Raw genomic sequence first — 23843 nt, 5'->3', positions numbered from 1 at the left:
GGGAGATGCTGGAGGCGATGGCACGCCTGGACAAGCTGGCCGCGGCCGCCAGGCGGGCCGAGGAACTGGCGGCCGAGTGGGGCACGCGCCGGTTCGTCGGCCGCGCCGACGAGGGCCGGATCGTGGCCACGACCGACGCTCTCGGCGCCCTGGTCGAGCTGGAGATCCATCCCCTGAGCAGGAAACGGCTGGACGCCCGCCGCCTCGGCGACGAGATCCTGGCCGCCGTCGTCCGGGCGGAGGCGGCCGCGGCGGCCGCCAAGGACGAGCTGATGGACGACCTGCGTCCCTGACCGTGAGGTACTGAACGAGAACCCCCTCCGGAAGTATCCGGAGGGGGTTCTCGCGCGGTGCCGTGGTGCGGTCAGCCGCAGTTGGACCAGTTCGCGTCGGTGCCGGAGGACCCGACGCTGCCCGAGAAGCGCACGCACTTGCCCTTGGCGGGCAGCTTGACGGGGCCGGCGTAGAAGTCGTAGTTGCCGCTCTGAGTGCTGCCGGGACCGCCCTGAACCTCGAGCGTGGCGCTCACCCGGGTCGGCTTGCCGACGTCCGTGGTCTTCATCGTGACCACGCAGTTCTCACCGGTGCCGGAGTTGTAGAGCTGGAACGTCTCGCCGCCGGGGAAGGCCTTGCTGCGCTGCACGAAGAAGCCCGCCCCGCAGACCTGCACCGGCGAGTACGGGTTGCGCATCGGCGGCGGTGGGCTGGCCGTGGTGGGCTTCGGCCCGATCGTGGTGGGCCTGGGCCCGGCCGTGCTCCTCGTCGGCGCGGGCGTCGAAGTCGGCGGCCTGGTCGTCGGCTTGACGGTGGTCGTCGGCTTCGCGGTGGTCGTGGGCTTGGCGGTGGTCGTGGGCTTGGCGGTGGTCGTCACCGTCGGCCTGGTCGTCGGCTTCGCGGTGGTCGTCACCGTCGGCGTCGGCGTCACGGTGACCGTGACGGTCGGCGCGGGAGTCTGAGCCGAGGACGGCGTCGGGGTCGGGGTGGCGGTCGTCTCCGGATCGGTGATGAGCGCGTTCGACGGCGTCGGACTCTGGGTCGGCGACGGCGTCGGGGTCTGCGTCACGGTCACCGTGGGCGCGGCCGACGCGGGCGCGGAGGTCGTCGGAGCGGCCGACGTGGGCGCGGCCGACGCCGTCGGTTGCGTGACCGGCTGGGTGTTGACCGGCACCGGTGTCGGTACGGTGCTGAGCTCGGGCGGCGTGGGCGCCTGCGACGTCCATTCCGTCGGGAGCACCAGCGGGCCCACGTCGTTCGGGTCGGTGGCCGACTTGTCCGCCCAGGGCACGGTCACCTCGGCCTGCCCCGGCTGGTCCTGTCCCGTCTGGCCCTGCCCCGGCTGGTCCTGCCCCGGCTGCTGCGGCTGGCCCTGCTGCGGGACGTCCTGCGACCCGTCAGCCGCCTGGGCGTTCGCCGACGGGGTGCCCACGGCCGCGGCCACGGGCTCGAAACGCTGCGTCGACGCGTACCGGTTGGCGCTCCACAGCCCCACGGCGGACAGCAGCGCCAGCGCGGTCACCGCGGCGGCGAGTCCCAGAGGGAAGCGGCGAGGGGGACGGGAGGACACCGTCTCCCCGGCAACGGTCGCCTGCCGCTCGGAGCGCGGCGGCTCCCACATCGGGCCGGGAGGCGGCACCGGCACACCCTCCATCGGCGGCGGACCGCCATGGGCGTGCTCCTGCGGCACGGGCGGCGGCCCCCACGTCTGCTGCGGCAGCATGGGCGCTCCGGCCTGCGGCGGCATCCCCTCCGCCGGCATGCCGGAGGGCACGGGGCCGCCCTGCACGGGCACGCCATGAAGGGGCGCGCCCGGCACACCCTGTAAAGGCACGCCATGAACGAGCGTGCCCGGCACACCCTGCACAGGGACGCCATGGACGGGCGCGCCGGGCACACCCTGCCCCGGCACGCCGCTGACGGGCACGCCTTCGATCGGGGCGCCCGGCTGAGACGGCGGCTTCTGCGCCAGGGCGGCGGCGCCGCCCTTCTTGTCCCCGAGGAGCCGCAGCAGCGCCATGTACGTGGTCGGGCGCGGCGTGACGTCCTTGGCCAGCGCGGACAGCACTACCTGGCGCAGCGGCTCGCCCAGGTTCCCCACTTCGGGTTGCCCGTTCAGCACCGCCTCGGCGTCGTGCCCGAACGGCGGCTTCCCGGTCGCGGCGAACACCACCGTCGCGGCCCAGGCGAATATGTCGGCGTACGGCCCGTACCTCAATCCCCTGAGCTGCTCAGGAGCCCGGTACCCCACCTCGCCGGCGGGTTCTCCGAGGTCGACGTCCGTCACCCGGGGGCCGTCGGCGCCGATGATCACGTTGTGCGGGGTGAGCCCGCGGTGCGTGATGCCGGCCAGGTGCACCGCGGTCAGCGCGGTCAGCACACCCACGGCCACCCGCTCGAGCGCGTCGGCGTCGAGCGGACCGTCCTCCGCCACGATCTCGGCGAGGCTGCGCCCCTCGACGTACTCGCGCACGACGTAGGGCAGGTCACCGTGCTGACCGGCTTCCAGGGTCCTCGCGATGTACGAGCTGGAGACGCGTTGCACCCCGGTGAGCCGAGCAATGTCGTCGCCGCCCTGTTCAGGGGCGGCGGGCAATAACTTGATCACTCTCAGGGGCGCGTCCTCGGACTCCTTGCCGAGATAGGCCGTACCGTTCGGCCCATCGGGAAGGCGTCCTGAGATGACGTACGCGCCCAGCTTCTCGGGATCGCCCGGCCGCACGGGATGCATCTCTGTCCCTTCAGTTACTGCAAGATCTCAAGGGGACATTCAACCAAATCCGTCACATTCGCATCAGTGGTTTCGTCAGCAAATCGATAATTCACCGAACCGCAACCCTCAGGACGGCCGGCCGGGCCGCCAGCCCCTGCGCCGGCCCAGGGGAACGAGCAGCGCGAGCGCGCCCGCCACCGCGATCGCCAGCACCGCGCCGAATCCCACCGCCATGGAGATGCCGATGGCGGTCTCGTCGCGGGGAGGGACCTTGGCGATGGCGTCCGCCGGCAGCGCGGTGGGCGGCGGCTCGGCCACCACGGGCGCGTTGACGGCTTCGTAGGGCAGCACGGCAGTGAGCGCGAGCACCGGGTTCACCATCCCCGTGCCGGTGCCCACACCGGCGGTGCCGTCGGCGGTGGCGATGATGCGGCGGCGCACCTGCTCCTGGGTGAGCTTCGGGAAGCGGGCCCGCACGAGCGCGGCGGTGCCCGCGACGTAGGGCGTGGCGAAGCTGGTGCCCTGCAGGCCACGCTTGTAGGCGCGACCCGGCCAGGGAGCGGTGATTTCCGTGCCGGGGCCGAGCACGCCGACCGGGGTGGTGGCGTTGGAGGAGTCGGCGCGGCGGCCGTCGGGGGTGGCCGCGCCCACGGCCAGCACGCCCTCGTACGCCGCGGGATAGGCGGGCACGTCCTCGTCGTCGGGGCCTGTGACGTTCCCGGCCGCGGCGACCACCACGATGTCCTGGTCGAGCGCCCGCTGGACGGCGGCGCGCAGCCCGGGGTGGTCGGAGGCGCGCACGGAGACGTTGATCACCTCCGCCTTGGCCGCGACGGCGTCGTTGATGGCGTCGACCAGCTTGTTGATGTCGCCCTCGGGCTTGTTGCTCTGCTTGAGCATCACGATCTCGGCGTCGGGCGCGACGCCGTGGAAGGGCACGCCGGCCAGATAGCGGGCGCCGATGATGCCCGAGACGGCCGTCCCGTGGCCCACGCAGTCGCGGTGGCCGGTGTGCGTCTCGTCAATGATCTTGGAAAGCTGGACCTGCGGGTGGTAGTCGGCGCCGCTGTCGACGACCGCGACCGTCACGCCGGCGCCCCTGGTCAGCCGCCAGGCGTTCTTGATGTCGAGCCGTTTCTGCGCCCACGGCTCGCTGGCCGGCAGCTTCAGCGTGCCTTTCTCCGGGTTGCAGTCCTCGGGCGCGGCGGCCGCCGGAGCGCCGAGGACGTGCAGGGCGATCAGGCTCGCGAAAAGGGCGCGACCAATCATGACGGGCAAGCGTAGACGCAACCTAGCCGCAGTTGGCCCACCCCGCACTCGTGCTCCCTGAACCCGCGCTGCCGGAGTAGCGGACACACTTGCCCTTGGCCGCCAGGATGACCGGGCCGGCGTAATACTCGAAGTTCCCGGCGTCGGTCTTGCTGCCACCGCCCTGCACCTCCAGAGTGGCGCTCACCCGGGTGGACCTGCCGACGTCCGCGCCCGACTTGAGGGTGACCACGCAGTTCTGCCCCGTGCTGTTGTTCCACAGCTGGTACGTGGTGCCGCCGGTGAACGAGCTCGACCGCTGGACGACGAAACCGCCACCGCACACCTGGGCCGCGGTGTAGGGGTTCTTCTTGACGGGCGGCGGGGTCGTCCTGGTCGGAGTCGGCGTCGGCTTCTGCGTCGTCCTGGTCGGCGTCGGCTTCTGGGTCGTCTTCGTGGGAGCCGGCTTCTGGGTCGTCTTCGTGGGAGTCGGCTTCGACTCCTGCGTCGTCCTCGTGGGCGCCGGCCTCGATGTGGTCCTCGTGGGGGTGGGCGCGGGCTCCTGGGTGGTCCGCGTCGGGCTCGGCGTCGGCCTCCTGGAGTGCGGGACCGTCTTGGTGACCGTGGCCTTGGGCTTGGGGCTCTTGGTGGGCTTCGCCGACGGCTGTGGCTGCTGCGTCCCCGTGGGCTGGGCGGTGGGGAGCGGCACCGGCTGCGTCGAGATCGGTCCGGGGGTCGGCACCGTCGTGAGCACCGGGACCGTCGGCGAGCCGGTCGGGTCCTCGGTGGGGAGCGTCATCGGGCCGACGCCGCTCTCGTCCGGGGCGGCCGTGTCCACCCACGGCGCGGTCATCTCGGGCTGCGGCTGCGTGGGCGCGCCCGTCACGGCCCCTTCCCCCTGGTTCAGGGCGGAGAAGGCGCCTCCCCCGGTGGCCTCCCGGGTGGCGGCGGCGATCGGGGCGAACTTGACCTTGCCGGAGTACTGGCTCGCGCCCCACACGCCAAGGCCCGACAGGAGCACGACGGCGGTGAGGCCCGCCACGAGCCCCACGGGGAACGGCCTGCGCTCCCGCCCGTCGCCCTGCCCGGGCACCGCCGGGGGAGCCGGAGGCTGGGGCGGGCCCTGCTGCGCGGGGCCGGGCGGAGGTCCCCACATCTGAGGCTCGTACGCGGGCCCCGCCGTCCCGAGCCCCATCGGCCCCTGGCCCATCGGGGCCTGTCCCGTCGGGGCCTGTCCCGTCGGGGCCTGCGCCATCGGCTCCATCGGGACCGCTCCGATCGGCCCCGGGCCCATGGAACCGGGCTGGACCGGTGCGGGCTGGACCGGGGCGGGCTGGACGGGTGCGGGGTGGACGGGTGCGGGGTGGGCGGGGTGTCGGTCCATGGGGGCTGCGGGCGGCGGCATCAGCGGCGTCTGAGCGCCGTCGACGGGCAGCTGGATGGGCAGGATCGCCGGCGGCGGCACCGGGCTCCCGACAGCGGGCGGCGGCACCGGGCTCCCGGCGGCCGGCGGCGCGGGCACGGGCGTGTTGCGGTCGCCCAGCAGCCGCAGCAACGCCGTGTACGCCGTGGGCCGCCCGTCCGCCTTCTTGGCGAGCGCGGCCAGCACCACCTGCCGCAGCGGCTCGGGCAGCTCCCCGATCTCGGGCTCCCCGTTCAGCACGTTCTCCGGGTCGTGCCCGAAGGGTGCGGACCCGGTGGCGGCGAACACCACGGTGGTGGCCCAGGAGAAGACGTCGGCGTACGGCCCGTACTGCAGCCCGCCGAGCTGCTCGGGCGCCCGGTGGCCGATCTCGCCGGCCGGATCCCCGAGCTCGATGTCGGTGACGCGCGGCCCCTCGACGGTGAGGATCACGTTCGACGGTGTGAGGCCGCGGTGCGCGAACCCGGCCAGGTGGACGGCGGTCAGCGCGGTCAGCGTGCCCACCGCGACCCGCTCCAGCGCGTCCCCGGTCAGCGGCCCGTCCGCCGCGACGGCCTCGGCCAGCGACCGGCCCTCGATGTGCTCCCTGATCACGTACGCCAGCCCGTTGTCGGTGCCGGCGTCGAACGTGCGGGCCACGTACGAGCTGGACACCCGCGTGACGCTCTTCAGCCGGGCCCCGAAACCGGGGTCGGCGTCAGGGGTGACGCTCAGCGTCTTGACAGCCACCTGGGGCGCCTCTTCGGACTCCCGGCCCAGGTAGACGACGCCACGCGGCCCCTCACCCAGGCGGCCGGTGATCTCATGGCCACCTATCCGCTCCGGCTGGGAGGCGTCCTTCTCCGCCATGACCGTCCTTTCGGGATTACGTCATGATCGGAGGACATTTAACCAAATAAGCCCCATAAGCATCAGGGGTTTCGGTCGCGCACTCTGACTGTCAACCGTCAATTGGCGTTCGAGCGGGCGGCCAGGGCTCCGCGCGCCCGTTCAGCCGTCGCGCGCCCGTTCAGCCATCGCGCGCGCCCGTTCAACGGAAAGAAGCCCCAGCTCCCTCGCCAGGGCCCCTCTCGTTGATCATTTCGTGGCGGACTCGATGTTCTGCCGGTAGGTCCCGATGACCCGCGAAGCTTCCGCGAGTTCCTCGGTCATGCGCTGGAACGCGGTGCGGTAGTTCTGCCACGCCTGCTGGAAGCGCTGCGCTCCCGGCCCCGTCCACGCGGTGCCGACCTTGGCGGCCTCGCGGTCGAGCGCGGTCATGGTGGTGCGGACCGCCTCCGACTGCTGCGTGAACTGCGTGGACATCTGCTGCATTTCCGCGGGGTCGCCGCCGAGCATGCTCTGGCTCATGCATACCTCCTGGAACCTGTGAAAGCGCCCTCACACTAAGGAAGGGCCACCGCCCGTCGCCCGCGTTATGCCGAGAGGCTATGGTCTACCCGAGGATTGTTCGGATCGCATCGGGAGCTGTCGGCTCATGCGCGAGATAGTCGTGACCGGCGGCGGGACCGGCATCGGATACGCGATCGCCGAGGCGTTCGTCTCGCTGGGCGACCACGTCACCATCACCGGCCGCCGCGAGCAGGTGCTCAAGGAGGCCGCCGAGCGTCTGGGCGCGGCGTACACGGCGTTCGACGCCACCAGCCCCGGCGAGGTGCGGGAGGCGCTGCGCAGGCTGCCGGAGCGGGTCGACGTGCTGGTCAACAACGCCGGCGGCAACACCAACCTCGGCCGCAGGTGGTCCGACGAGCTGATGGACGTGGCCCAGGCGTGGTGGGCCAACCTCAACGCCAACCTCATGTCCGCCGTGCTCGTCACCACCGCGCTGACCGCGCGGATGGGCGACGGCGGCCGGATCGTCTCGATCGGCTCGATCGCCGCCAGGGGCACCGGCTCCGGCTCGTACGGCGCCGCCAAGGCCGCCATGGAGTCCTGGACCGCAGACCTGGCCGCCGAGCTGGGCCCCAAGGGCATCACCGCGAACGTCGTCTCCCCCGGCCTCGTCCTGGACACCGAGTTCTTCCGCGGCCGGCTGACCGAGGACGGCATCAGGGCCCGCGTGGAGAACACCCGCAACGGCCGTCCTGGCAGCCCCGCCGACGTGGCCGATACCGTTCTGTTCCTGGCCTCCGCGGGAGCCAGGCACGTAACGGGGCAGGTGGTCCACGTGAACGGCGGCGCGTACCTGGGCCGCTGAGCACCCAGGAGGCCCCGAGGAGGAAGGACGAAGGCCGGTGCGGAAGGTTCTGATCGCCAACCGGGGCGAGATCGCCGTGCGCGTGGCCCGCGCGTGCGGGGACGCCGGGATCGGCAGCGTCGCGGTCTACGCCGACCAGGACCTCGACGCCCTGCACGCCAGGGTCGCCGACGAGGCGTACGCGCTGGGCGGCCGGTCCCCCGCCGAGACCTACCTCGACATCGCCAAGCTCCTCGACGTCGCGCGCCGCTCCGGCGCCGACGCCGTGCACCCCGGCTACGGCTTCCTGGCCGAGAACGCCTCCTTCGCCGCGGCCGTCATCGACGCCGGCCTGGTCTGGATCGGCCCGCCGCCGGCCGCGATCGCCGCACTCGGCGACAAGGTGCGGGCCAGGCACATCGCGCAGAAGGTCGGCGCGCCGCTGGTCGCGGGCACCAAGGACCCGGTGAGCGGGGTCTCCGAGGTGGTGGCGTTCGCGGAGGAGCACGGGCTGCCGATCGCGATCAAGGCCGCGTACGGCGGGGGCGGGCGCGGCATCAAGGTGGCGCGCAGGCTGGAGGAGGTCGCCGAGCTGTACGAGTCGGCCGTACGCGAGGCGGTCGCCGCGTTCGGGCGCGGCGAGTGCTTCGTCGAGCGCTACCTCGACCGGCCCCGCCACGTCGAGACGCAGTGCCTGGCCGACCGCGACGGCAACGTGGTCGTGGTGAGCACCCGCGACTGCTCGCTCCAGCGCCGCCACCAGAAGCTGGTGGAGGAGGCGCCGGCGCCGTTCCTGACCGGCGAGCAGGTCGAGATCCTCTACGCCAGTTCCAAGGCCATCCTCAAGGAGGCCGGCTACGTCGGGGCCGGGACGTGCGAGTTCCTCGTCGGGCAGGACGGGACGGTGTCCTTCCTGGAGGTCAACACCCGACTGCAGGTCGAGCACCCGGTCAGCGAGGAGGTCTCGGGGATCGACCTCGTACGCGAGATGTTCCGGATCGCCGACGGCGAGCCGCTCGGCTACGGCGACCCGGTGCTGCGCGGGCACTCGATCGAGTTCCGGATCAACGCCGAGGACGCCGGGCGCGACTTCCTGCCCGCCCCCGGCACGCTGACCACGATGCGCCCGCCTTCGGGGCCGGGGGTGCGGCTCGACGCCGGCTACGAGGCCGGGATGACGGTGCCGGGGACGTTCGACTCGCTGGTGGCCAAGCTGATCGTGACCGGGCGCACGCGCCGGGAGGCGCTGGAGCGGTCGCGGCGGGCGCTGGCGGAGTTCGAGATCGGCGGGATGCCCACCGTGCTGCCGTTCCACCGGGCGGTGGTCGCGGATCCGGCGTTCACGTCGGAGCCGTTCTCCGTGCACACGCGGTGGATCGAGACGGAGTGGGACAACCCGGTATCGCCGTACGAGGGGGAGGTGGCCGCCGACGAGCCCGCCGCCGCCCGGGAGACGGTCACGGTCGAGGTCGGGGGCAAGCGGCTGGAGGTCGTCCTGCCCGCGGGGCTGGGCACGTCCGCCGCTACGCCCGTCGCGAACAAGGCTCCCCGGCGCGGGGCCGGCGGGACGAGGAAGTCCGCGGCCGGCGGGGACGCGCTCGTCAGCCCGATGCAGGGCACGATCGTCAAGGTCGTGGCCGCCGACGGGGACGCGGTGAGCGAGGGCGACACGGTGGTGGTGCTGGAGGCCATGAAGATGGAGCAGCCGCTGGCCGCCCACAAGTCGGGCACGATCACCGGGCTGGCGGCGGCGATCGGGCAGACGGTGACGTCCGGCGCCACGATCTGCGAGATCAAGGACGCCTGAGCGGTTCTCGTAAAGGACTCTTGACCGCCGATCGACCGGACCCGCGTAGAACCAGTGCCCGCTCTTCGTCCACGATGTGCACCTGCGAGTCCCCGGACGGGTAGCGTGCGGAGTGAGGAACTTTGCCGACCGCCCGTTCGTCCTGAAGGGCGAAGGAGGCTTGCTGCCAATGACCCATTCGCTGCGCCGAGCAGGGGCCGCGATCGCGGCTCTGATCGCCGGTCTGATCGTCGTTCTTGCGCTGTCCCCTGCCGCCAACGCGGCGGCTCCCCCTGACGCGAAGTCAGTGGTGTCCAACTGGAAGAGCGCTCCGCTCTACGCGGTGTCCGGCTCCGCTCTGTCGTCGGATCAGCAGAGTGAGATCAATGACGCGCTGAAGGGCGCGGACACCAAGATCTACGCCGTGGCGCTCCCGGATGGCACGGTGGACAACTCCAGCATTGAGCCCTACATGTCCCAGCTCAGCACGGAGCTGACGGCCGCGGGCCGCAACCGGGCGACGATCGCCGTCATCGACGGCACGACGCTCTTCGCGGGCTCGAGCGCCCTTCGCACGGCGGGCCTGGCGGGCGAGCTGGCCAACCGCGCGGTGACCGCCAACTCCGGCGACCTCGTCGCCGGCATGAAGGACTTCGCCAACCGTGTGGACATGGCCGCGCGGGGTGACCGTTCGGCTCTCGACTCCGGCAGCCAGGCCAACCCGGGTGCCGGCGGCACGGCCGCGCTGATCGCCCTGGGCGCCCTGGTCGTGGTCGGCGGTGGCGGCTACTTCCTCTACTCCAGCAACAAGAAGAAGAAGCGGGCCATCCAGGAGGCCAAGGACCTGGCCGCGGTCAAGCAGACCGTGGACGAGGACGTCACCAAGCTGGGCGAGGAGATCACCGCCCTCGACACCGACGTGTCGCTGTCCGGCGAGAGCGGCAAGCACATCGACGAGTGGCAGACGGCACTCGACTCCTACGAGAAGGCCAAGACGCAGCTCGCCACCGTGCAGCGGCCCGACCAGGTCCGCGAGGTCACCCAGACCCTCGAGGACGGCCGCTACGCGCTAGCCGTGGTGAAGGCCAAGGTCAACGACGACCCGGTGCCCGAGCGGCGCGCGCCCTGCTTCTTCAACCCGCAGCACGGCCCGTCCCTCCGCGACGTCCGCTGGGCCCCGCCCGGTGGCGCGGTGCGCGACGTGCCCGCCTGCAAGATGGACGCCGAGGCCGTGGAGCGCGGCTTCGACCCGCAGATGCGCGAGGTCATGGTCGACGGCCAGCGCCGGCCCTACTACGACGCCGGCCCGGCGTACCAGCCGTACGCGTACGGCTACTACGGCGGCTTCGGTGACGTCATGACCGGCATGTTCATCGGCACCATGATGGGCAGCATGCTCAGCGGCGGCTTCGGTTACGGCGGCTACGGCTACGCGGACGGCGGCGGCGGTGACGTCGGAGGCGGTGACTTCGGCGGCGGCGACGGCGGCGGCGGCTGGGGCGACTTCGGCGGCGGCGGCGACTTCGGTGGCGGAGACTTCGGCGGCGGCGACTGGTAACAGGCCCTTGGAAGCCCCGGATCGTGAGGTGATCACGGTCCGGGGCTTCTTGCTGTTCGTCCCCGGCCACCTGGCCCAACCGGGTGCGGCTCGTTACCATCGCGCAATGGACAGCGACGAATGGACTGTGGAGCGCCATCTGAGCGGCAGGCCCGCCGAGGTCGTCTCCCTCTATCAGCGCTTCATCAAGCTGGCCGAGGGCTGCGGACCGTTCACCTACTCGGTGACCAAGTCGGCGATCGTCCTGAAGGGCGAGCGTCGCGGATTCGCCGGCGCGGTCCCGAAGGACGGGGAGCTCAGGGGATACATGGACCTGCGGCGTATGTTCACGGATCGGCGGATCGTCGGTTCTTCCCCGTACACGAAGCGCCTCTACGTGCTCCACTGGCGGGTGAGCTCGCTCGATGACCTGGACGACGAGTTCGCCGGGTGGTTGGCGGAGGCTTACCAGGTGGGCCAGGGGGCGCATCTGTCCGGGCCGCCGCTCCGGTGACCCGCGTGGGCGGCACGACAAGAGGCATGCTCATCGTCATCGGCGGCCTGCCTGCCACGGGGAAGACGACGCTGGCCCGGCTCCTGGCCGGGCGGCTGGGGGCGGTCCACGTCCGGGTCGACACCATTGAGCAGGCGATCGTCCGCTCCGGCCTGGCCCGTCAGCCGCTCGGGCCCGTCGGCTACGTCGTCGGCCATGCGCTGGCCGAGGATCATCTGCGCCAAGGGTTCACCGTGATCGCGGAATCGGTGAACCCCCTGCGGATCACGCGTGATGCGTGGCGGGACGTGGGGGCGCGGGCCGGGGTGGCGGTCGCGGAGGTGGAGGTGGTCTGCTCCGATCCGGAGGAGCATCGGGAGCGGGTGGCGTCGCGTTCGGTGGACATTCCCGATCTGCGGTTGCCTGACTGGCAGGAGGTCGTCGAGCGCGAGTACGAGCCGTGGGACCGGGAGCACGTCACCGTCGACACGGCCGGGCGGTCACCGGAGGAGTGCCTCGATGGCCTTCTCGTGGAGATCGATCGGCTCGGGCGGCGGCGACCGGCCGAGGGCTGAGGCCGTCTCCAGGTTCTCCGTTGATTTCGTCGGGTCCGGCTGTAAACCGGACGGGCTTGCCAGGCGGTAGTCATCGCTGGAAGCGACGAGACGGAGATGCTGGATGAACGACGGGTTCGCGGAGTACGTGGCGCATCGGCACTTACGGCTGTGCCGGATGGCCTACCTCCTTACCCGGGACTGGGGCGCGGCCGAGGATCTGGTGCAGACCGCGCTGGCCAAGGCCTGGGTGGCGTGGCAGCGGATCGAGGGTGATCCCGATCGCTACGTCTATCGCATTATCGTGAACACCCACGCGTCGTGGTGGCGCAGGCGGTGGCGCGGGGAGGTGCCGACCGAGAGCCTGCCCGAGACGGCCGATCCGCGCGATCCCGCCACCGTGGTGGACGACCAGGCCGCGCTCTGGGGCGCGATCGGGGCGCTGTCACCGCGCCAGCGGGCGGTGATCGTCCTGCACTACTTCGAGGGGCGGACGCTCGCCCAGATCGCCGACATCGTCGGTTGCTCGATCGGGGCGGTGAAGAGCCAGCTCAGCCGGGCGCTCACCCGTCTGCGGGTCGATCCGGACATTCAGACCATGAACTTGGAGGGGGTCCAGCGATGAGGCACACCGAGAGCGGGCTGGGACGACTTCTGGACGAGCGGAGCCGGGAACGTGCCGGCGGCGAACCGGCCGCCGACCTCGACGCGATCGTACGGCGGGGGCGCCGCATACGTCGTACGCGGCGGGCGGTGACGGCCGGGGCGGCGCTGGCCCTCGCCGTCTCCGCCGCCGGGCTGGCGAACACCCTGCTGGTCGGACCGCGGGCGGCGGACCAGGCGATGGTCGCCCAGCGTTCTGCGGACTCCGCCCGGGTCGAGCCCGAGCTGAAGATCCCCGAGGAGTTCAAGGTGGTGCTGGGGGCCACGAAGTTCGACCTCTCCCTCATCCACTCCGAGCGGTTCGGCACCATGGGCGCCGCCCGGACGGTGACCTACACTCCGACCAGCCACTTCACTGGATACAAGGTGGTCTGCGACGACCCTCGGGCGTGGGTGGTCACGAAGCAGCGGCTCAAGGGCGGCGAAATGGGGGGTGGGGCCGCACGCTGCGGGAGTTCGCCGGCCGGGCATCACGACGAGCGCTCGACGCCCGACGGCTGGCTGGAGCGGCCGCAGTCCCTGCAGGTGTGGGTGTTTCCGGCGGATGCCCCTGTTCTGGAGATGGCGCAGGCGGCCGACATCACGTGCCCGTCGTTCGTGAAGTCGCGGGAAGAGTGCGATGAGCGGGCCGCTCTTGTCGCGCTGAGGCGTGCCGGAGTGCTCGAACGGCTGTCGGCCCAGGTGGGTGAACGGCCGGGCAGGTGGGCCGTCGGGATCTACGACCGCGCAGCCGCAGCTCCCGACGATGGTCCCGCCGGAGCCGACCCCACACCGAGCGGTGGAAGCTCGGAGGGCTCGGATCCCGTGCCGGATGGCACCCGGTAGGCCCCTGCGGATCCTGCGGGGCGGTGACGTTTCGGCGGGGGCGCCTGTCTCGTAGGGTTCCGGGCATGGGTGATCACGTTCGTCCCGCGGAGATCATCGCGGGCGCGTTGCAGGGGCGTGGTGCTCGTTCCGGAGCTGGTGGAGATCGGGCTCGGGCGGTTCGAGGGCGCGATGGACGCGGCGGTGCGCAAGCGTACGGCCGAGGTCCTGCGCTCGTGGGTCGTGGACGGGGAGCTGGGCGAGGCGGTGGGCGACGGCGAGGACGGGCATGCCGTCACCGCCCGCGTCGTCGCCGCCCTGACCTCGATCGTCGCGGCCCATCCGGGTGGGACGGTGGCCGTCGTGGGGCATGTCGGGAGCCTGACCATCGGGCTCACCGAGCTGTGCGGGCGCGACGGGCCGGCTGGGCGGGTGTGGGGGGCGCCGTTGCCGCATGCCGTGCCGTTTCCTGTCGCGTGGGACGGGCGAGCGTGGCACTGCGACGCCTGGCCGCAGAATGTCTGATGTGCTCTATCTTGCCCAAGGGCCACGAGTGGCCATTCGTTACGTCTGCCTGCAGGACTTCGAGGAGCTGTCGGCCCTGCACACGGAGAGCGCGAAGATGCTCGCCCGATGGATGCCCGGCCCGCCCATCGTCACGTTCGAGGACTTCGAGAGCTACCTGACCAGGTTCGACGGCCCCCTCCACGAGGGGTTCCTCATCTGCCGGAGCGACACCGGCGAGATCGTCGGGTGGGTCAACGTCAACAACATCATCCGGGGAACCCACCAGAGCGCGACCATCGGCTACTCCGCCTACGCCTCCACGACCGGCCGCGGGTACATGACCGAGGGCCTCGGGCTGCTCGTCCGGCACGCGTTCGACGAGATGGAGCTGCATCGCCTGGAGGCCAACATCCAGCCGTCGAACACCGCCTCCCTGAGCCTGATCAAGCGCGTCGGTTTCCACCGCGAGGGCTACTCGCCCAACTTCCAGTACGTCGACGGCGCCTGGCGGGACCACGAGCGCTGGGCCATCACCGTGGAGATGACCGAATGAGCGAAGTGATCGCGCGGGCGACGGCACGCGTGCTGCTGCTCGACCCCGCCGACCGGATCCTGCTCTACCGGGGCCGGCTGCTGCAGGTGGAGGATCCGCCGTACGCGTGGTTCACGCCGGGAGGGGGTCTCGATCCCGGGGAGAGCGCGCGGCAGGCCGCGGCGAGGGAGCTGCGGGAGGAGCTCGGGCACGTGGTGGACCCCGAGGCGCTCGGGCCGGTGGTGGCGACCAGCGAGGGCGGCTGGTCGGTGGCCGGGCAGCGGTTCCACTCCCGCGACTCCTACTTCCTGCTGCGGGTGAACGGGCTGGAGGTGGACACCTCCGGCATGGACGAGGAGGAGCGGGCGGCGACCGACCGTTTCCACTGGTGGACCCCCGCCGAGCTGGACCGGCTGGCCGACGGCGACGAGCCCGTGGTGCCGAACGGGCTCGGGCCGCTGGTGGCGCGGCTCGCCGCCGGGGAGCTTCCGGCCGCGCCGGTCGTCCTGCCGTGGCACCTCCCGGGCAGCCGGGCTCGCCGTGCGGGGCGTGGCAGGATCGGTACGTGACGTTCGCGCCCCTGCCCGAGACCGCGGCCTGGCGGCATCTCGACGCGCGCACCGGCTTCGAGGTCGTGCGCTTCCACGGGCGGCGGATCGAGGGCTGCACGACGGCGGTCGAGGACGGGCTGGCCTGGATCGTGGACTACGTCATCGACGTGGACGCCACCTGGGCCACCCGCCGCGCCCGGATCACCGGCCGCACGGCCTCCCGGACCCGCCGCACGCTCGTGGAGGCCGACGGCGCGGGCCGCTGGCGGGTGGACGGCGCGCCGGCGCCGCACCTGGACGGCTGCCTGGACATCGACCTGGAGTCGTCGGCGATGACGAACACGTTCCCCGTGCACCGGCTCGGCCTGGCGGAAGGGGCCGGATCGGCCGCGCCGGCGGCCTTCGTCCGGGCCCTCGACCTCGGGATCGAGCGGCTCGACCAGCACTACGCACGCGTGCCCGACGAGGGCGGGCGCCGGTGCTACGACTACGCGGCGCCGGTCTTCGGCGTCACGTGCCGGCTGGTCTTCGACGCGTCGGGGCTGGTCCTCGACTATCCCGGCCTGGCGGTACGCGAGAGGTGAGAAGCCCTTGACCTCGACCTTGGTTGAGGTAGCAACCTGGGTCCCAGGACACAGGTAATCAAGGAGTGAGGTCATGGCACACGACAGAGTGATCATTTACGAGGAGGCCGGGGCGGATCCGCAGGCCGACGTGATGGTGGTCGAGAACGGCCGGGGACGCACCCGGGTACGCGCCGTCGCCGAGCCCGCCCAGATGGTGGACCTGGTGGCGGGGCTGGTGGGCGAGGGGGCCGACCAGGTCGAGCTGTGCGGCGGGTTCGGCGCGGTCTGGCACGCCGAGGCCCGCCGGGTCGCGGCCGGGAAGGCGACGGTCGGCGCGATCTACTACGGGTTCGAGTCGCTGACGAACGTGGCCGCGTACAAGGCGCGGTTCGAGGCCGGGGAGGCGCTGTCCGAGGCGTTCGTCATCGTGCACGAGGACGCCGATCCCGAGGTGGACCGGGTCGTGCACGAGAGGGAGGCGGGCGGCAGGACCACCTTCGTGGCGGTGCCCGACGAGGCGGCCGCGGCCGCCGTGGCCGCGAAGATGGCCGGCGAGCTGCAGCTCATCGAGCTGTACGGCGCGGCAGGGCCCGAGTCGGCCGCGCCCGTCATCGTGGCCGTGGACACGAGCGTGCCCGTGGGCGTGAGCGGCTACGGGCGCTGACGGTCAGTTCGTCGGCAGGAGGGTGCCCAACGGGCCGAGGTCGAGGTTGAGGTCCTCCGGGGTGAGGTCGAAGCGCGCGCAGAGGTCGCCCATCGCCTCCTCCAGTCGCATCAGGGTGACGCCGAGCACCTCGATCTGCTCGTCGGTCAGGTTGCCCTGGTCCATGCGGCGTACGCACTGGCGCTCCACGAGCTGGCGTACCAGCTCGACGAGGGTGAGGACGAGGCGGGTCAGGTCGCGCTCGACCGTGTCCGAGTCCGCGGCGATGCGCCAGCGGGGCGTCTCCATGGCGGCTCACGAGCTCCCTTCGAGTTCGTCCACCGACACGATCAGGGTGCGCAGCGAGATGTGCACCAGGTCGATGTCGGCGATGGACAGCACCAGGTCGCCGGTCAGCACGACGCCCCCGGCCAGCAGCCGGTCCAGCAGGTCCACGAGGGCCACGCGCTCGGGCGGCAGCCGGTCGTCGACCAGCACGTCCCGCCTCACGTCGCCTCCAGGACCGTGAACGAGTAGGGCGCCCAGGGGCCGGTCATGCGGATCTCCACGCCGTCGCCGCCCAGGGTGCCCGCCAGTTCGGCGAACTCGGCGTCGCGGGCCTCGTCCACCAGGTAGGCGCCGTTCAGCAACATCACGTCGTCGCGGCCGGACAGGCGCGGGTCCTGGGTGCGGTGGCGGCAACCGGCGGCGGCGAGGGCGCACAGGGCCTGGTGGATGTGGTCGGCGCGGCGCAGCGCCTGCCGGCGCGCCTGCTCCCGGCCGCGCAGGCTGGCGCGCCGCCCCTGCAGGTACGCCGTTCCCGGCCGCCCCGCCTGCCGGTCACCAATCCCCGGCCGCCCCGCCTGCCCGTCGCCCGGCCCCGGACGTCCGGCATGCCCGTCGCCCGTCCCCTCACGACCGGCGTGCCCGTCGCCCGTCGCCTGGCGGCCGGCGTGGCCGGCGTCGGCGGTGGGGTCCGGGGTGCGGGAGTCGGCGGCCGGGACGGCGTAGGCCTTGACGCCCCATTCCCTGCGGCCGGTGACCTGGTCGAGCAGCTCCAGGAAGTCGTCCCCGCGCCGGTCCAGCAGGTCGCCCACCTGGCCGTCGTCCTCGTACACCGTGACGAGCCGCACCGGCGCCGTCGTCGTGGCCGCCGCGACGGCGTCGACGACCCGGTGGTGGGCGCGCGCCGTCTCCGCCAGCCAGTCCAGGTCCTCCAGGGACCGCCGCAGCGGCTCCTCCCCGAACTGGTCGAGCGGCACCGTGCTCACGTAGGCGACGAGCCCGTTGCGGCTGAGCGCTCGTACGGAGGCGCCCGCCACACCGGGCGGGCACTCGGAGTACGAGTCGCGGGCCACCGCGTAGAGGTACGTGCCCTGGCCCTCCTCAGCCACCGGCCCTCCCCTCGACCGCGTGCCCGGCGACCCCGTGCCCCTGCACCCCGTGCCCCTCGGCGTCGTATCCCTCGACGGCCGACAGGCGGCGGCGCAGGCGGCGGTTCTCCTCCACCAGCTCGCGGTCGCGTCCCGACAGCCACGGGTCGTGCTCCCACCAGTCGATGCCGAGCTCCCTGGCGGTGTCCACGGAGGCGATCAGCAGCCGCAGCTTGATCGTCAGCAGCTCGATGTCGAGCAGGTTCACCCGGATGTCTCCGGCGATCACCACACCCCGGTCGAGCACGCGCTCCAGGATGTCGCCGAGGTTGGCCGGCTCGCGGCTCCCCGGCCCCGAGCCGTACGTCGGACGGACCACAGGACCCGACTGTGAAACTCTGTCCATCTCAGACCGCCTCACCGTAGTCGGCGTTGGACCGCCGGTATCTGCGGATCCTCCGATATGACAGCAAGCTGCCCTCCCCGTCGATCTCGGCCTGGTAGACCGCGAGCATGTCCCCCGATGACGGGATGCGGCGGTCCTCGACGACCTCGACGTTGATCAGCCAGCCGCCTTCCGTGCGTTGCACCGAGGTGATGCCCTCGGCCTGCTTCGTGGTCAGGTCCTCGATGTGGCGCATGCCGACCCCGCCGGCCGTCACCGCGGTCAGCTGCGGCTTCGGCTTCGGCTCTGCCCTCGCCTCCGGCTCCGGCTCCGGCGGAGCCGGTCGCGGCGTCTGCGTTCTCGGCTTCCCGGCGGTCGGCCGCCTGGTGGTCGTCGTCTTCTCGGCGGTCGGCCGCCTGATGGTCATCGGTTCATCTCCGCATCGCTCCCTGCAGGACCTGCTCGACGGCCCGGCGCTCCTCCTCCTCGGTGATCTCCCCGGCCTCCCTGGCCGCCTCGATCTCCTCCAGCTTCCTGCGTACGGCGGCCGGGTTGTGCAGCTCCCGGTCGGCCTGTTCCTGGATCAGCTCGGCGAGCCGGACCAACCCGCGAACCGGCGCCAGCGGCCACGTGAAGATGGTGCTCACCAGACCCACGAGTCGCGCCCCCCTATGCCTGCGCGGTGACGAAGTCGTACGGCGCCATGGGGCCCAGCAGCCGCATGGTCACGCGGCCCTCCCAGCGCTCCCCGAAGTCCCGCACGGCCTTCTCCAGCGCCTTCTGGTCGCTGGACTTCGCGAGCAGCGCCACGTGCACGGCGTCCTGCTCGTGCGTGGGCTCCCGGATGACCCCCTGGACGTAGTGGCCGGTCAGGGCGTCGAGGAGCAGGCGGGTGTCCAGGTCGCGCTTGGCCTCGATCGAGGCCGTGATGATCTCGCCGAGCCGGATCCGCTCGTTCCTGGTCGCGTCCTCCGACCTGCCGCGGATGGCCTCGCGCAGGCCGGCCGCCTCCGGGCTCTCGGCGAGGATCTCGGTGAGCAGGGCCTGCTCGACGTAGCGGCCCTTGATGACGTACTCGGCCTGTCCCTTGAGCTCGTCCAGCGCGGCGAGGAAGTCGTCCTCGTGCGGCGCGAGCAGCTCTTCCACGACGGCGTCGGCACTGGCCAGCACCGCCCCGAACCGGAACGGGAGCACCGGGCCTTTGGCCGCCATGGCGTCCAGCAATCCTTCGTGCGCGAAGAAGTCTCCCGGCCGGCCCAGGGGCTCCTCGACGTTGACGTCGCTGACGAGGGCCGCGATGTCGCCGTGTTTGACGAGCTTGACCTTGCCCGCCGGGTCGCCCAGGCCGCGCTCGTCCGACGCCACCTTGGCGTTGGCGAGCACGATCCCGTAGACGTACGTGCCGATGTTCTGGCTGCGGCGGGTGGCCTGCTTGGGCACGGAGGCTCCGGAGACCTTCGTAGAACGTCCCATTGTGCTTACTCTTCCTCTCGCTTCGGCCGCGGTTTCCTACGGGGGGCAGCCTTGGGTTCCCGCTCCACGGTGACCTCCGCCTCTGGCTCGGCCGCCGCGGCCGCGGGGTCGCGTTTTGGCTCGGTGAGCTCTCGGAGTGTGTCGCCCGCCGCCTCCACCACGCCCTGGACCACTTCCTTGGTCTTGTCCTGGCTCGGCACGCCCTTCGCCCGCTCGATGACCTCGGGCAGTCCCTTCTCGCTCTGGGTCATGTCCAGCCTGTTCGCGGCCTCCGCGAAGCGCAGGTAGGTGTCGACACTGGCCACGACGACGCGCGCGTCGATGGTCAGGATCTCGATGCCGACGAGTGACACCCTGACGTAGGCGTCGATCACGAGACCTCGGTCGAGGATCGTGTCAATGACGTCGGCAAGACCGGTCGGGCCCCGCCCGCCGACCTGACCGGCTGCCGCCGGTTGCACAGACGTACTCATGTGTTCCCCCTTCGCCTTCGCCAGCCTGCCCAGCAAATACGACAGGGAACCACATACAGCTAAAAACCCGGCAGATTTGACACACGCGGAGTTCGCCGATGATTACCTTCCGCAAACTTGGGGTGCGGAGGTGTTTGCCTCAGCTGCTGGCGCGGATGGCCAGGAGGGGCGTGAGGAGGGTGGAGTCGGGGACCGTGCGCCCCTCCAGCTTGTCCATGACGAGGCGGACCGCCTCCCGGCCCACCTCCTCGGCCGGGATCAGCACGGAGGTGAGCGGCGGGCTCGCCCGTTCGGCCACGTCGTCGGGGCAGATCGCCACCACGGCCACGTCGTGCGGCACCCGCCGGTCGAGCTGGCGCAGCGCGGCCAGCACGTGGCTCACCGCGGCCTCGTTGTGCACGACCAGCCCGGACAGGCCCGGCCGGTCGAGGAGGAGGTCGCGGACGGTCTCGTACACCTCGTCGAACGTCTCCTCGCACGGCAGCGCGACGCCCTTGAGCCCGTGGTCGTCCAGCGCCGCCACGAAGCCCTCGCGGGTGCGGGTGGCGAAGCCGGTGCCCCGGTCGTACACCACCGACGGCGCCCCGAGCAGCGCGATCTCCTCGTGCCCGCGCTCGGCCAGGTGCTCCACGCAGCGCGCCCCCGCCGCGGCGAAGTCGAGGTCCACGCACGTCAGCCCGGCCGGCTCGGCGGGAAAGCCGATGAGGACGCTCGGCTCGGGCAGCTCCCGCAGCAGCGGCACCCGGCGGTCGTCCAGCTCCACGTCCATGAGCACGAGCGCGTCCACCAGCGCGCTCGCGGCGACCCGCCGGATGCCCGCGGTGCCCTCGTCGGCGGTCAGCAGCAGCACGTCGTGGTCGAACCGGCGGGCGGCCGTGACGACGGCGCTGGCGAAGCGCATCAGCACGGGCACGTGCATGCCCGCCCGCAGCGGCAGCACCAGCGCGATCACGTTGGAGCGCTTGCTGGCCAGCGCGCGGGCGCCGGCGTTGGGGTGGTAACCGAGCGCGCTGATGCTGTCGAGCACCCGCCGCCTGGTGTCGGCCGAGATCGTCCGCTTGCCGCTGAGCACGTACGAGACCGTGCTCACGGCCACACCCGCGTGCTTGGCGACCTGGGCGATCGTGACCGTACGCCCGCTCAAGCCCCTGCTCCGAAGTCGATCCGGGCCAGCGTCACGCCCTCGTTCTCGAATACCACATAGAGATCGTGCACCCCCTCGGCACCCGAGAGCGAGGCCGTGACGGAGTGATAGCCGTACCGGTCGGTCCTGGGTACCGGGAACGTGGCCAGCGCCTGGCCGTAGAGGGGGTCGCCGCGGCGGATGGTGATCATGCCGCCTTCCGTGCTGCCCGCCTCCGCCACGCAGGTCGCGGCGCCGGTCAGGTCCACCTGCCGGAACAGGATCCAGGCGCCCTCCACGTCGGACCGCACGGCGTCGCCGTCCACCCTGGTCTCGTCCACGAACGTGATCGCGTCGTACTCGTCGTGGTCCGCCGCGCGCAGCGTGCCCGACCGGGGCGGGACGGTCTCGCCCTCGACCTCGAAGCGGGCGCTCAACCGCAGGTCGGTGGCGCTGCGTCCGACCATGAGCTGGTGCGGCGCGCTCTCCACGACGAACCTGCTCCTGGTGACGTCCCAGAAGGCCAGCTCCGACACCGGCAGGCGCAGCTCCACGGCCCGGCTCTCACCGGGCTCCAGGCGTACCTTCTCGAACCCGCGCAGGCGGCGCAGCGGCTGCTTGACGCGCGAGCGCTGCTGGTGGGTGTAGAACTGGACGACCTCGACGCCGGGGCGGGATCCCGTGTTCGTGACCGTGGCCCAGGCCGCCAGGACGCCGTCGGCGATCCGCACGCGCAGGTCCGCGTACTCGAACGTGGTGTAGCTCAGGCCGTGGCCGAAGGGGTGCAGGGGGACGCCGCGGAAATACTGGTAGGTGGCGTCGGAGGCGATGATGTCGTAGTCGAGCAGGTCGGGCAGCTCCTGCTCGGAGCGGTACCACGTCTGCGTGAGGCGGCCCTCGGGGTCGGCGTCGCCGAACAGCACCTCGGCCAGCGCGTGGCCGTACTCCTGGCCGCCGTGCGCCGACCAGAGCACCGCGGGCAGCTCGCCCTCGGTCCAGGTGAGCGGGTAGCCGCTGCTGATGACCATGACGGTACGCGGGTTCGCCTTGCGCACGGCGCGGACCACGGCGTCCTGTCCGGGGGCGAGGGCCAGGGTCATGCGGTCCTCGGTCTCGCGGCCGTTCACCAGGGGGTGGTCGCCGACCACCACGATCGCCACGTCGGCGCCGGCGGCCACGCGGGCGGCCGCGTCGGTGCCGCTGCCGACCACCTCCATGGCCAGCCACGCGGCCTGGTCGGCGTCGTCCACCAGGCGCAGCACGCCGTCCTCGCCCGCGCCGACGTAGCAGCCGGTCGAGATGTGGCGCAGGGCGAGCGTGCCGCGCGGGCGCTCCTCCGTGCGGAACGTCTGGCGCACCTCCCACCCGTTCGGCCCCGGCTGGTCGTTGACCAGCGCCCCGCCGTCCACGGCCGGGTCCACCGAGACGAACCGGCCGGTCGTCACCGAGCGCAGCGCGTACGCGCCGCCGCCCCAGTCGAACAGGTCGAACAGGCCCGGCTCGGCGGCGCCCGCGCGCAGCGGCCCGCCCGCCGGATCGGCGGTGACCGGTCCCGCCTCCGCGGTCAGCGTGACCCGGTCCACGGCCTCGCAGAACACGGTCTCGCACCGCTCGGCCAGCCCGGCCCGGGCGGTGACGGCGTAGGGCAGGGTGCCGCTGTACCAGTCCTCCATGAGCGCGTCGCCGAGCTGCCCGATCACGGCGACCCTCCGCACGTCGCGGAGCGGCAGCAGGCCGTCGTTCTCCAGCAGCACGAACGAGCGCCGCGCCGCCTCCCTGGCCAGCGCCTGGTGCTCGGGGCAGTTGACCACGTTGTCGTTGATGTCGTCGTACGGCGTCGCCGGGTCGAACTCGCCCAGCCGGAACCGGATCGACAGCGCGTGCCGCACGGCCGAGTCGACGTCCTCCTCGCTCAGCAGCCCCTGGGCCAGGGCGTCACGCAGGTGCCCGAGGGTGGCCTCCGAGCGGTCGTCGTCCTGGGTGAAGCTGTCGAGCCCGGCCTTGACCGCGTGCGCGTACGCCTCGGGCAGCGTGTCGTGGTAGCCCTGGAGCGCGGTGAGGTTGCCCGGCGCGTACGCGTCGCTGACGACCAGCAGGTCGTCCGGCGCCCACGCCCGCAACGCCTGCCCGATCAGCGGGCTGAGGTGCGCGGGACGCCCGTTGACCAGGTTGTACGACGGCATCACGGCCACCGCCGCGCCGGCCTCGATCGGCCCCCTGAAGGCCGGCAGCTCGTACTCGTGCAGCACCCGTGGCGGCAGGTTGCTGGAGGTCGTGCACCGCTCGGTCTCGTTGTTGTAGGCCAGGAAGTGCTTCAGCGTCGGGGCGGTCTTGAGCATTCCGGGAGCGCTCCCACGAAGCCCAAGCGCATAGGCCGTGGCCATCACCGAGGTCAGCCACGGATCCTCGGAGTACCCCTCCTCGTTCCGCCCCCACCTGGGATCGCGCAGCGGGTTGACCACCGGCGCCCACACGTTGAGGCCCGCCCCGGCGGGGTCCTTGTGGTGGAAGGCCAGCACCTCGTCACTGGTGGCCTCGCCGACCCTGCGCAGGAGGTCGCGGTCCCAGGTCGAGGCCAGGCCGATGGCCTGCGGGAAGACGGTGGCCGGACCCAGCCAGGCCAGGCCGTGCAGCGCCTCGGTGCCCGTGCGGAACGCGCCGAGCCCGAGCCGCTCGACCGGGGCCTGGTACTGGTGCAGCAGGCCCACCTTCTCGTCGAGGGTGAGCCGGTGCAGCAGGTCGTCGATCCGGTCGCGAAGCGGGACCTCCGGGTCGCGGAAGGGGGGTACGTGCATGGTCATCCCTCTGAGAGTGTCGAAGCGCTTC

27 protein-coding genes are annotated in these 23843 nt (G+C 72.1%); 13 read left to right on the top strand and 14 right to left on the bottom strand.

All coding sequences use genetic code 11. The features are described from left to right. Nucleotides 1–5 precede the first annotated feature (5 nt). Nucleotides 6–293, top strand: coding sequence for a YbaB/EbfC family nucleoid-associated protein (locus ACBJ59_RS45265; RefSeq protein WP_375116405.1), 288 nt, complete (start codon nucleotides 6–8; stop codon nucleotides 291–293). 71 nt (nucleotides 294–364) lie between these two features. Here ACBJ59_RS45265 and ACBJ59_RS45260 read toward each other — a convergent pair whose 3' ends face one another. The 4 genes from ACBJ59_RS45260 to ACBJ59_RS45245 form a co-directional block, all read right to left on the bottom strand. Then, a complete protein-coding gene (locus ACBJ59_RS45260) occupies nucleotides 365–2725 on the bottom strand; it encodes a serine/threonine protein kinase (RefSeq protein WP_375116269.1) in 2361 nt (786 codons plus the stop codon). Between the two features lie 108 nt (nucleotides 2726–2833). Continuing rightward, a complete protein-coding gene (locus ACBJ59_RS45255; protein WP_375116268.1) occupies nucleotides 2834–3976 on the bottom strand; it encodes a S8 family serine peptidase in 1143 nt (380 codons plus the stop codon). 22 nt (nucleotides 3977–3998) lie between these two features. After that, nucleotides 3999–6227: a protein kinase gene (locus ACBJ59_RS45250; protein ID WP_375116267.1), complete on the bottom strand. Its 2229-nt coding sequence runs from the start codon at nucleotides 6225–6227 to the stop codon at nucleotides 3999–4001. 228 nt (nucleotides 6228–6455) lie between these two features. Then, nucleotides 6456–6728 carry a WXG100 family type VII secretion target gene (locus ACBJ59_RS45245; RefSeq protein ID WP_364112490.1) on the bottom strand — a complete coding sequence of 91 codons (273 nt, stop codon included), beginning with the start codon at nucleotides 6726–6728 and terminating at the stop codon, nucleotides 6456–6458. Between the two features lie 127 nt (nucleotides 6729–6855). On the opposite strand from ACBJ59_RS45245, the gene ACBJ59_RS45240 reads away from it, so the two are divergent. The 12 genes from ACBJ59_RS45240 to ACBJ59_RS45185 all read left to right on the top strand — a co-directional run bounded on the left by ACBJ59_RS45240 (nucleotide 6856) and on the right by ACBJ59_RS45185 (nucleotide 16211). After that, entirely contained in the window at nucleotides 6856–7575 is a 720-nt protein-coding gene (locus tag ACBJ59_RS45240; protein WP_375116266.1) for an SDR family NAD(P)-dependent oxidoreductase, read from the top strand. Nucleotides 7576–7612: 37 nt separating this feature from the next. Continuing rightward, nucleotides 7613–9361, top strand: a complete 1749-nt coding sequence (locus tag ACBJ59_RS45235; RefSeq protein WP_375116265.1) for a biotin carboxylase N-terminal domain-containing protein — start codon at nucleotides 7613–7615, stop codon at nucleotides 9359–9361. Nucleotides 9362–9530: 169 nt separating this feature from the next. Then, on the top strand, nucleotides 9531–10898 hold the full coding sequence (locus ACBJ59_RS45230; RefSeq protein WP_375116264.1) for a hypothetical protein: 1368 nt from the start codon (nucleotides 9531–9533) through the stop codon (nucleotides 10896–10898). A 106-nt stretch (nucleotides 10899–11004) separates the two neighbouring features. Continuing rightward, the gene (locus ACBJ59_RS45225; RefSeq protein ID WP_375116263.1) at nucleotides 11005–11391 is read left to right on the top strand and encodes a DUF5655 domain-containing protein; all 387 of its coding nucleotides are present in this window, start codon (nucleotides 11005–11007) and stop codon (nucleotides 11389–11391) included. Nucleotides 11392–11417: 26 nt separating this feature from the next. Then, entirely contained in the window at nucleotides 11418–11945 is a 528-nt protein-coding gene (locus ACBJ59_RS45220) for an AAA family ATPase (RefSeq protein ID WP_375116262.1), read from the top strand. 103 nt (nucleotides 11946–12048) lie between these two features. Next, nucleotides 12049–12549 (top strand): SigE family RNA polymerase sigma factor, encoded by a 501-nt coding sequence (locus ACBJ59_RS45215; RefSeq protein WP_375116261.1) that lies wholly within the window; start codon nucleotides 12049–12051, stop codon nucleotides 12547–12549. Beyond that, nucleotides 12546–13412, top strand: coding sequence for a hypothetical protein (locus tag ACBJ59_RS45210; RefSeq protein ID WP_375116260.1), 867 nt, complete (start codon nucleotides 12546–12548; stop codon nucleotides 13410–13412). Before ACBJ59_RS45215 ends, ACBJ59_RS45210 begins: the two co-directional genes overlap by 4 nt. A 117-nt stretch (nucleotides 13413–13529) precedes the next feature. After that, nucleotides 13530–13916, top strand: coding sequence for a histidine phosphatase family protein (locus tag ACBJ59_RS45205; RefSeq protein WP_375116259.1), 387 nt, complete (start codon nucleotides 13530–13532; stop codon nucleotides 13914–13916). 28 nt (nucleotides 13917–13944) lie between these two features. Next, the gene (locus tag ACBJ59_RS45200; RefSeq protein WP_375116258.1) at nucleotides 13945–14451 is read left to right on the top strand and encodes a GNAT family N-acetyltransferase; all 507 of its coding nucleotides are present in this window, start codon (nucleotides 13945–13947) and stop codon (nucleotides 14449–14451) included. Next, nucleotides 14448–14999, top strand: coding sequence for an NUDIX hydrolase (locus ACBJ59_RS45195; protein WP_375116257.1), 552 nt, complete (start codon nucleotides 14448–14450; stop codon nucleotides 14997–14999). Before ACBJ59_RS45200 ends, ACBJ59_RS45195 begins: the two co-directional genes overlap by 4 nt. Then, nucleotides 14996–15565: a putative glycolipid-binding domain-containing protein gene (locus ACBJ59_RS45190; protein WP_375116256.1), complete on the top strand. Its 570-nt coding sequence runs from the start codon at nucleotides 14996–14998 to the stop codon at nucleotides 15563–15565. The genes ACBJ59_RS45195 and ACBJ59_RS45190 overlap by 4 nt, the downstream gene beginning before the upstream one ends. A gap of 73 nt (nucleotides 15566–15638) precedes the next feature. Beyond that, nucleotides 15639–16211, top strand: coding sequence for a DUF6506 family protein (locus ACBJ59_RS45185; RefSeq protein ID WP_375116255.1), 573 nt, complete (start codon nucleotides 15639–15641; stop codon nucleotides 16209–16211). 3 nt (nucleotides 16212–16214) lie between these two features. On the opposite strand, the gene ACBJ59_RS45180 is transcribed toward ACBJ59_RS45185, so the two are convergent. The 10 genes from ACBJ59_RS45180 to ACBJ59_RS45135 form a co-directional block, all read right to left on the bottom strand. Next, a complete protein-coding gene (locus tag ACBJ59_RS45180; RefSeq protein ID WP_375116254.1) occupies nucleotides 16215–16499 on the bottom strand; it encodes a gas vesicle protein K in 285 nt (94 codons plus the stop codon). A 6-nt stretch (nucleotides 16500–16505) separates the two neighbouring features. Next, nucleotides 16506–16700, bottom strand: a complete 195-nt coding sequence (locus tag ACBJ59_RS45175; protein WP_375116253.1) for a gas vesicle protein — start codon at nucleotides 16698–16700, stop codon at nucleotides 16506–16508. After that, nucleotides 16697–17584, bottom strand: coding sequence for a GvpL/GvpF family gas vesicle protein (locus tag ACBJ59_RS45170; protein WP_375116252.1), 888 nt, complete (start codon nucleotides 17582–17584; stop codon nucleotides 16697–16699). The genes ACBJ59_RS45175 and ACBJ59_RS45170 overlap by 4 nt, the downstream gene beginning before the upstream one ends. Beyond that, a complete protein-coding gene (locus ACBJ59_RS45165; protein WP_375116251.1) occupies nucleotides 17577–17969 on the bottom strand; it encodes a gas vesicle protein in 393 nt (130 codons plus the stop codon). The genes ACBJ59_RS45170 and ACBJ59_RS45165 overlap by 8 nt, the downstream gene beginning before the upstream one ends. Before the next feature lies 1 nt (nucleotide 17970). Continuing rightward, on the bottom strand, nucleotides 17971–18375 hold the full coding sequence (gvpO, locus tag ACBJ59_RS45160) for a gas vesicle protein GvpO (RefSeq protein ID WP_375116250.1): 405 nt from the start codon (nucleotides 18373–18375) through the stop codon (nucleotides 17971–17973). Between the two features lie 4 nt (nucleotides 18376–18379). Further along, the gene (locus ACBJ59_RS45155; RefSeq protein ID WP_375116249.1) at nucleotides 18380–18595 is read right to left on the bottom strand and encodes a gas vesicle protein GvpG; all 216 of its coding nucleotides are present in this window, start codon (nucleotides 18593–18595) and stop codon (nucleotides 18380–18382) included. Between the two features lie 22 nt (nucleotides 18596–18617). Further along, on the bottom strand, nucleotides 18618–19421 hold the full coding sequence (locus ACBJ59_RS45150; RefSeq protein ID WP_375116248.1) for a GvpL/GvpF family gas vesicle protein: 804 nt from the start codon (nucleotides 19419–19421) through the stop codon (nucleotides 18618–18620). A gap of 5 nt (nucleotides 19422–19426) precedes the next feature. Then, nucleotides 19427–19894, bottom strand: a complete 468-nt coding sequence (gvpJ, locus tag ACBJ59_RS45145) for a gas vesicle protein GvpJ (RefSeq protein ID WP_375116404.1) — start codon at nucleotides 19892–19894, stop codon at nucleotides 19427–19429. Nucleotides 19895–20033: 139 nt separating this feature from the next. Then, nucleotides 20034–21038: a LacI family DNA-binding transcriptional regulator gene (locus tag ACBJ59_RS45140; protein ID WP_375116247.1), complete on the bottom strand. Its 1005-nt coding sequence runs from the start codon at nucleotides 21036–21038 to the stop codon at nucleotides 20034–20036. Continuing rightward, the gene (locus ACBJ59_RS45135) at nucleotides 21035–23818 is read right to left on the bottom strand and encodes a glycoside hydrolase family 3 C-terminal domain-containing protein (RefSeq protein ID WP_375116246.1); all 2784 of its coding nucleotides are present in this window, start codon (nucleotides 23816–23818) and stop codon (nucleotides 21035–21037) included. The genes ACBJ59_RS45140 and ACBJ59_RS45135 overlap by 4 nt, the downstream gene beginning before the upstream one ends. Nucleotides 23819–23843: the final 25 nt, after the last annotated feature.

Origin of the sequence: Nonomuraea sp. MTCD27 (assembly GCF_041950495.1) — a bacterium.
Classification (GTDB): Bacteria; Actinomycetota; Actinomycetes; order Streptosporangiales; family Streptosporangiaceae; genus Nonomuraea.
Note: the sequence above shows the minus strand (reverse complement) of the source record. Positions and strands in the feature narration are given on the sequence as shown.

Bases quoted from the DNA above. Each gene is read 5' to 3' on its own strand.
- ACBJ59_RS45135 (WP_375116246.1), bottom strand. From the start codon at position 23,818: ATGACCATGCACGTACCCCCCTTCCGCGACCCGGAGGTCCCGCTTCGC.
- gvpO (WP_375116250.1), bottom strand. From the start codon at position 18,375: ATGACCATCAGGCGGCCGACCGCCGAGAAGACGACGACCACCAGGCGG.
- gvpJ (WP_375116404.1), bottom strand. From the start codon at position 19,894: ATGAGTACGTCTGTGCAACCGGCGGCAGCCGGTCAGGTCGGCGGGCGG.
- ACBJ59_RS45250 (WP_375116267.1), bottom strand. From the start codon at position 6,227: ATGGCGGAGAAGGACGCCTCCCAGCCGGAGCGGATAGGTGGCCATGAG.
- ACBJ59_RS45230 (WP_375116264.1), top strand. From the start codon at position 9,531: ATGACCCATTCGCTGCGCCGAGCAGGGGCCGCGATCGCGGCTCTGATC.
- ACBJ59_RS45245 (WP_364112490.1), bottom strand. From the start codon at position 6,728: ATGAGCCAGAGCATGCTCGGCGGCGACCCCGCGGAAATGCAGCAGATG.
- ACBJ59_RS45210 (WP_375116260.1), top strand. From the start codon at position 12,546: ATGAGGCACACCGAGAGCGGGCTGGGACGACTTCTGGACGAGCGGAGC.
- ACBJ59_RS45225 (WP_375116263.1), top strand. From the start codon at position 11,005: ATGGACAGCGACGAATGGACTGTGGAGCGCCATCTGAGCGGCAGGCCC.
- ACBJ59_RS45165 (WP_375116251.1), bottom strand. From the start codon at position 17,969: ATGGACAGAGTTTCACAGTCGGGTCCTGTGGTCCGTCCGACGTACGGC.
- ACBJ59_RS45215 (WP_375116261.1), top strand. From the start codon at position 12,049: ATGAACGACGGGTTCGCGGAGTACGTGGCGCATCGGCACTTACGGCTG.
- ACBJ59_RS45180 (WP_375116254.1), bottom strand. From the start codon at position 16,499: ATGGAGACGCCCCGCTGGCGCATCGCCGCGGACTCGGACACGGTCGAG.
- ACBJ59_RS45185 (WP_375116255.1), top strand. From the start codon at position 15,639: ATGGCACACGACAGAGTGATCATTTACGAGGAGGCCGGGGCGGATCCG.
- ACBJ59_RS45260 (WP_375116269.1), bottom strand. From the start codon at position 2,725: ATGCATCCCGTGCGGCCGGGCGATCCCGAGAAGCTGGGCGCGTACGTC.
- ACBJ59_RS45240 (WP_375116266.1), top strand. From the start codon at position 6,856: ATGCGCGAGATAGTCGTGACCGGCGGCGGGACCGGCATCGGATACGCG.
- ACBJ59_RS45220 (WP_375116262.1), top strand. From the start codon at position 11,418: ATGCTCATCGTCATCGGCGGCCTGCCTGCCACGGGGAAGACGACGCTG.
- ACBJ59_RS45195 (WP_375116257.1), top strand. From the start codon at position 14,448: ATGAGCGAAGTGATCGCGCGGGCGACGGCACGCGTGCTGCTGCTCGAC.
- ACBJ59_RS45150 (WP_375116248.1), bottom strand. From the start codon at position 19,421: ATGGGACGTTCTACGAAGGTCTCCGGAGCCTCCGTGCCCAAGCAGGCC.
- ACBJ59_RS45255 (WP_375116268.1), bottom strand. From the start codon at position 3,976: ATGATTGGTCGCGCCCTTTTCGCGAGCCTGATCGCCCTGCACGTCCTC.
- ACBJ59_RS45265 (WP_375116405.1), top strand. From the start codon at position 6: ATGCTGGAGGCGATGGCACGCCTGGACAAGCTGGCCGCGGCCGCCAGG.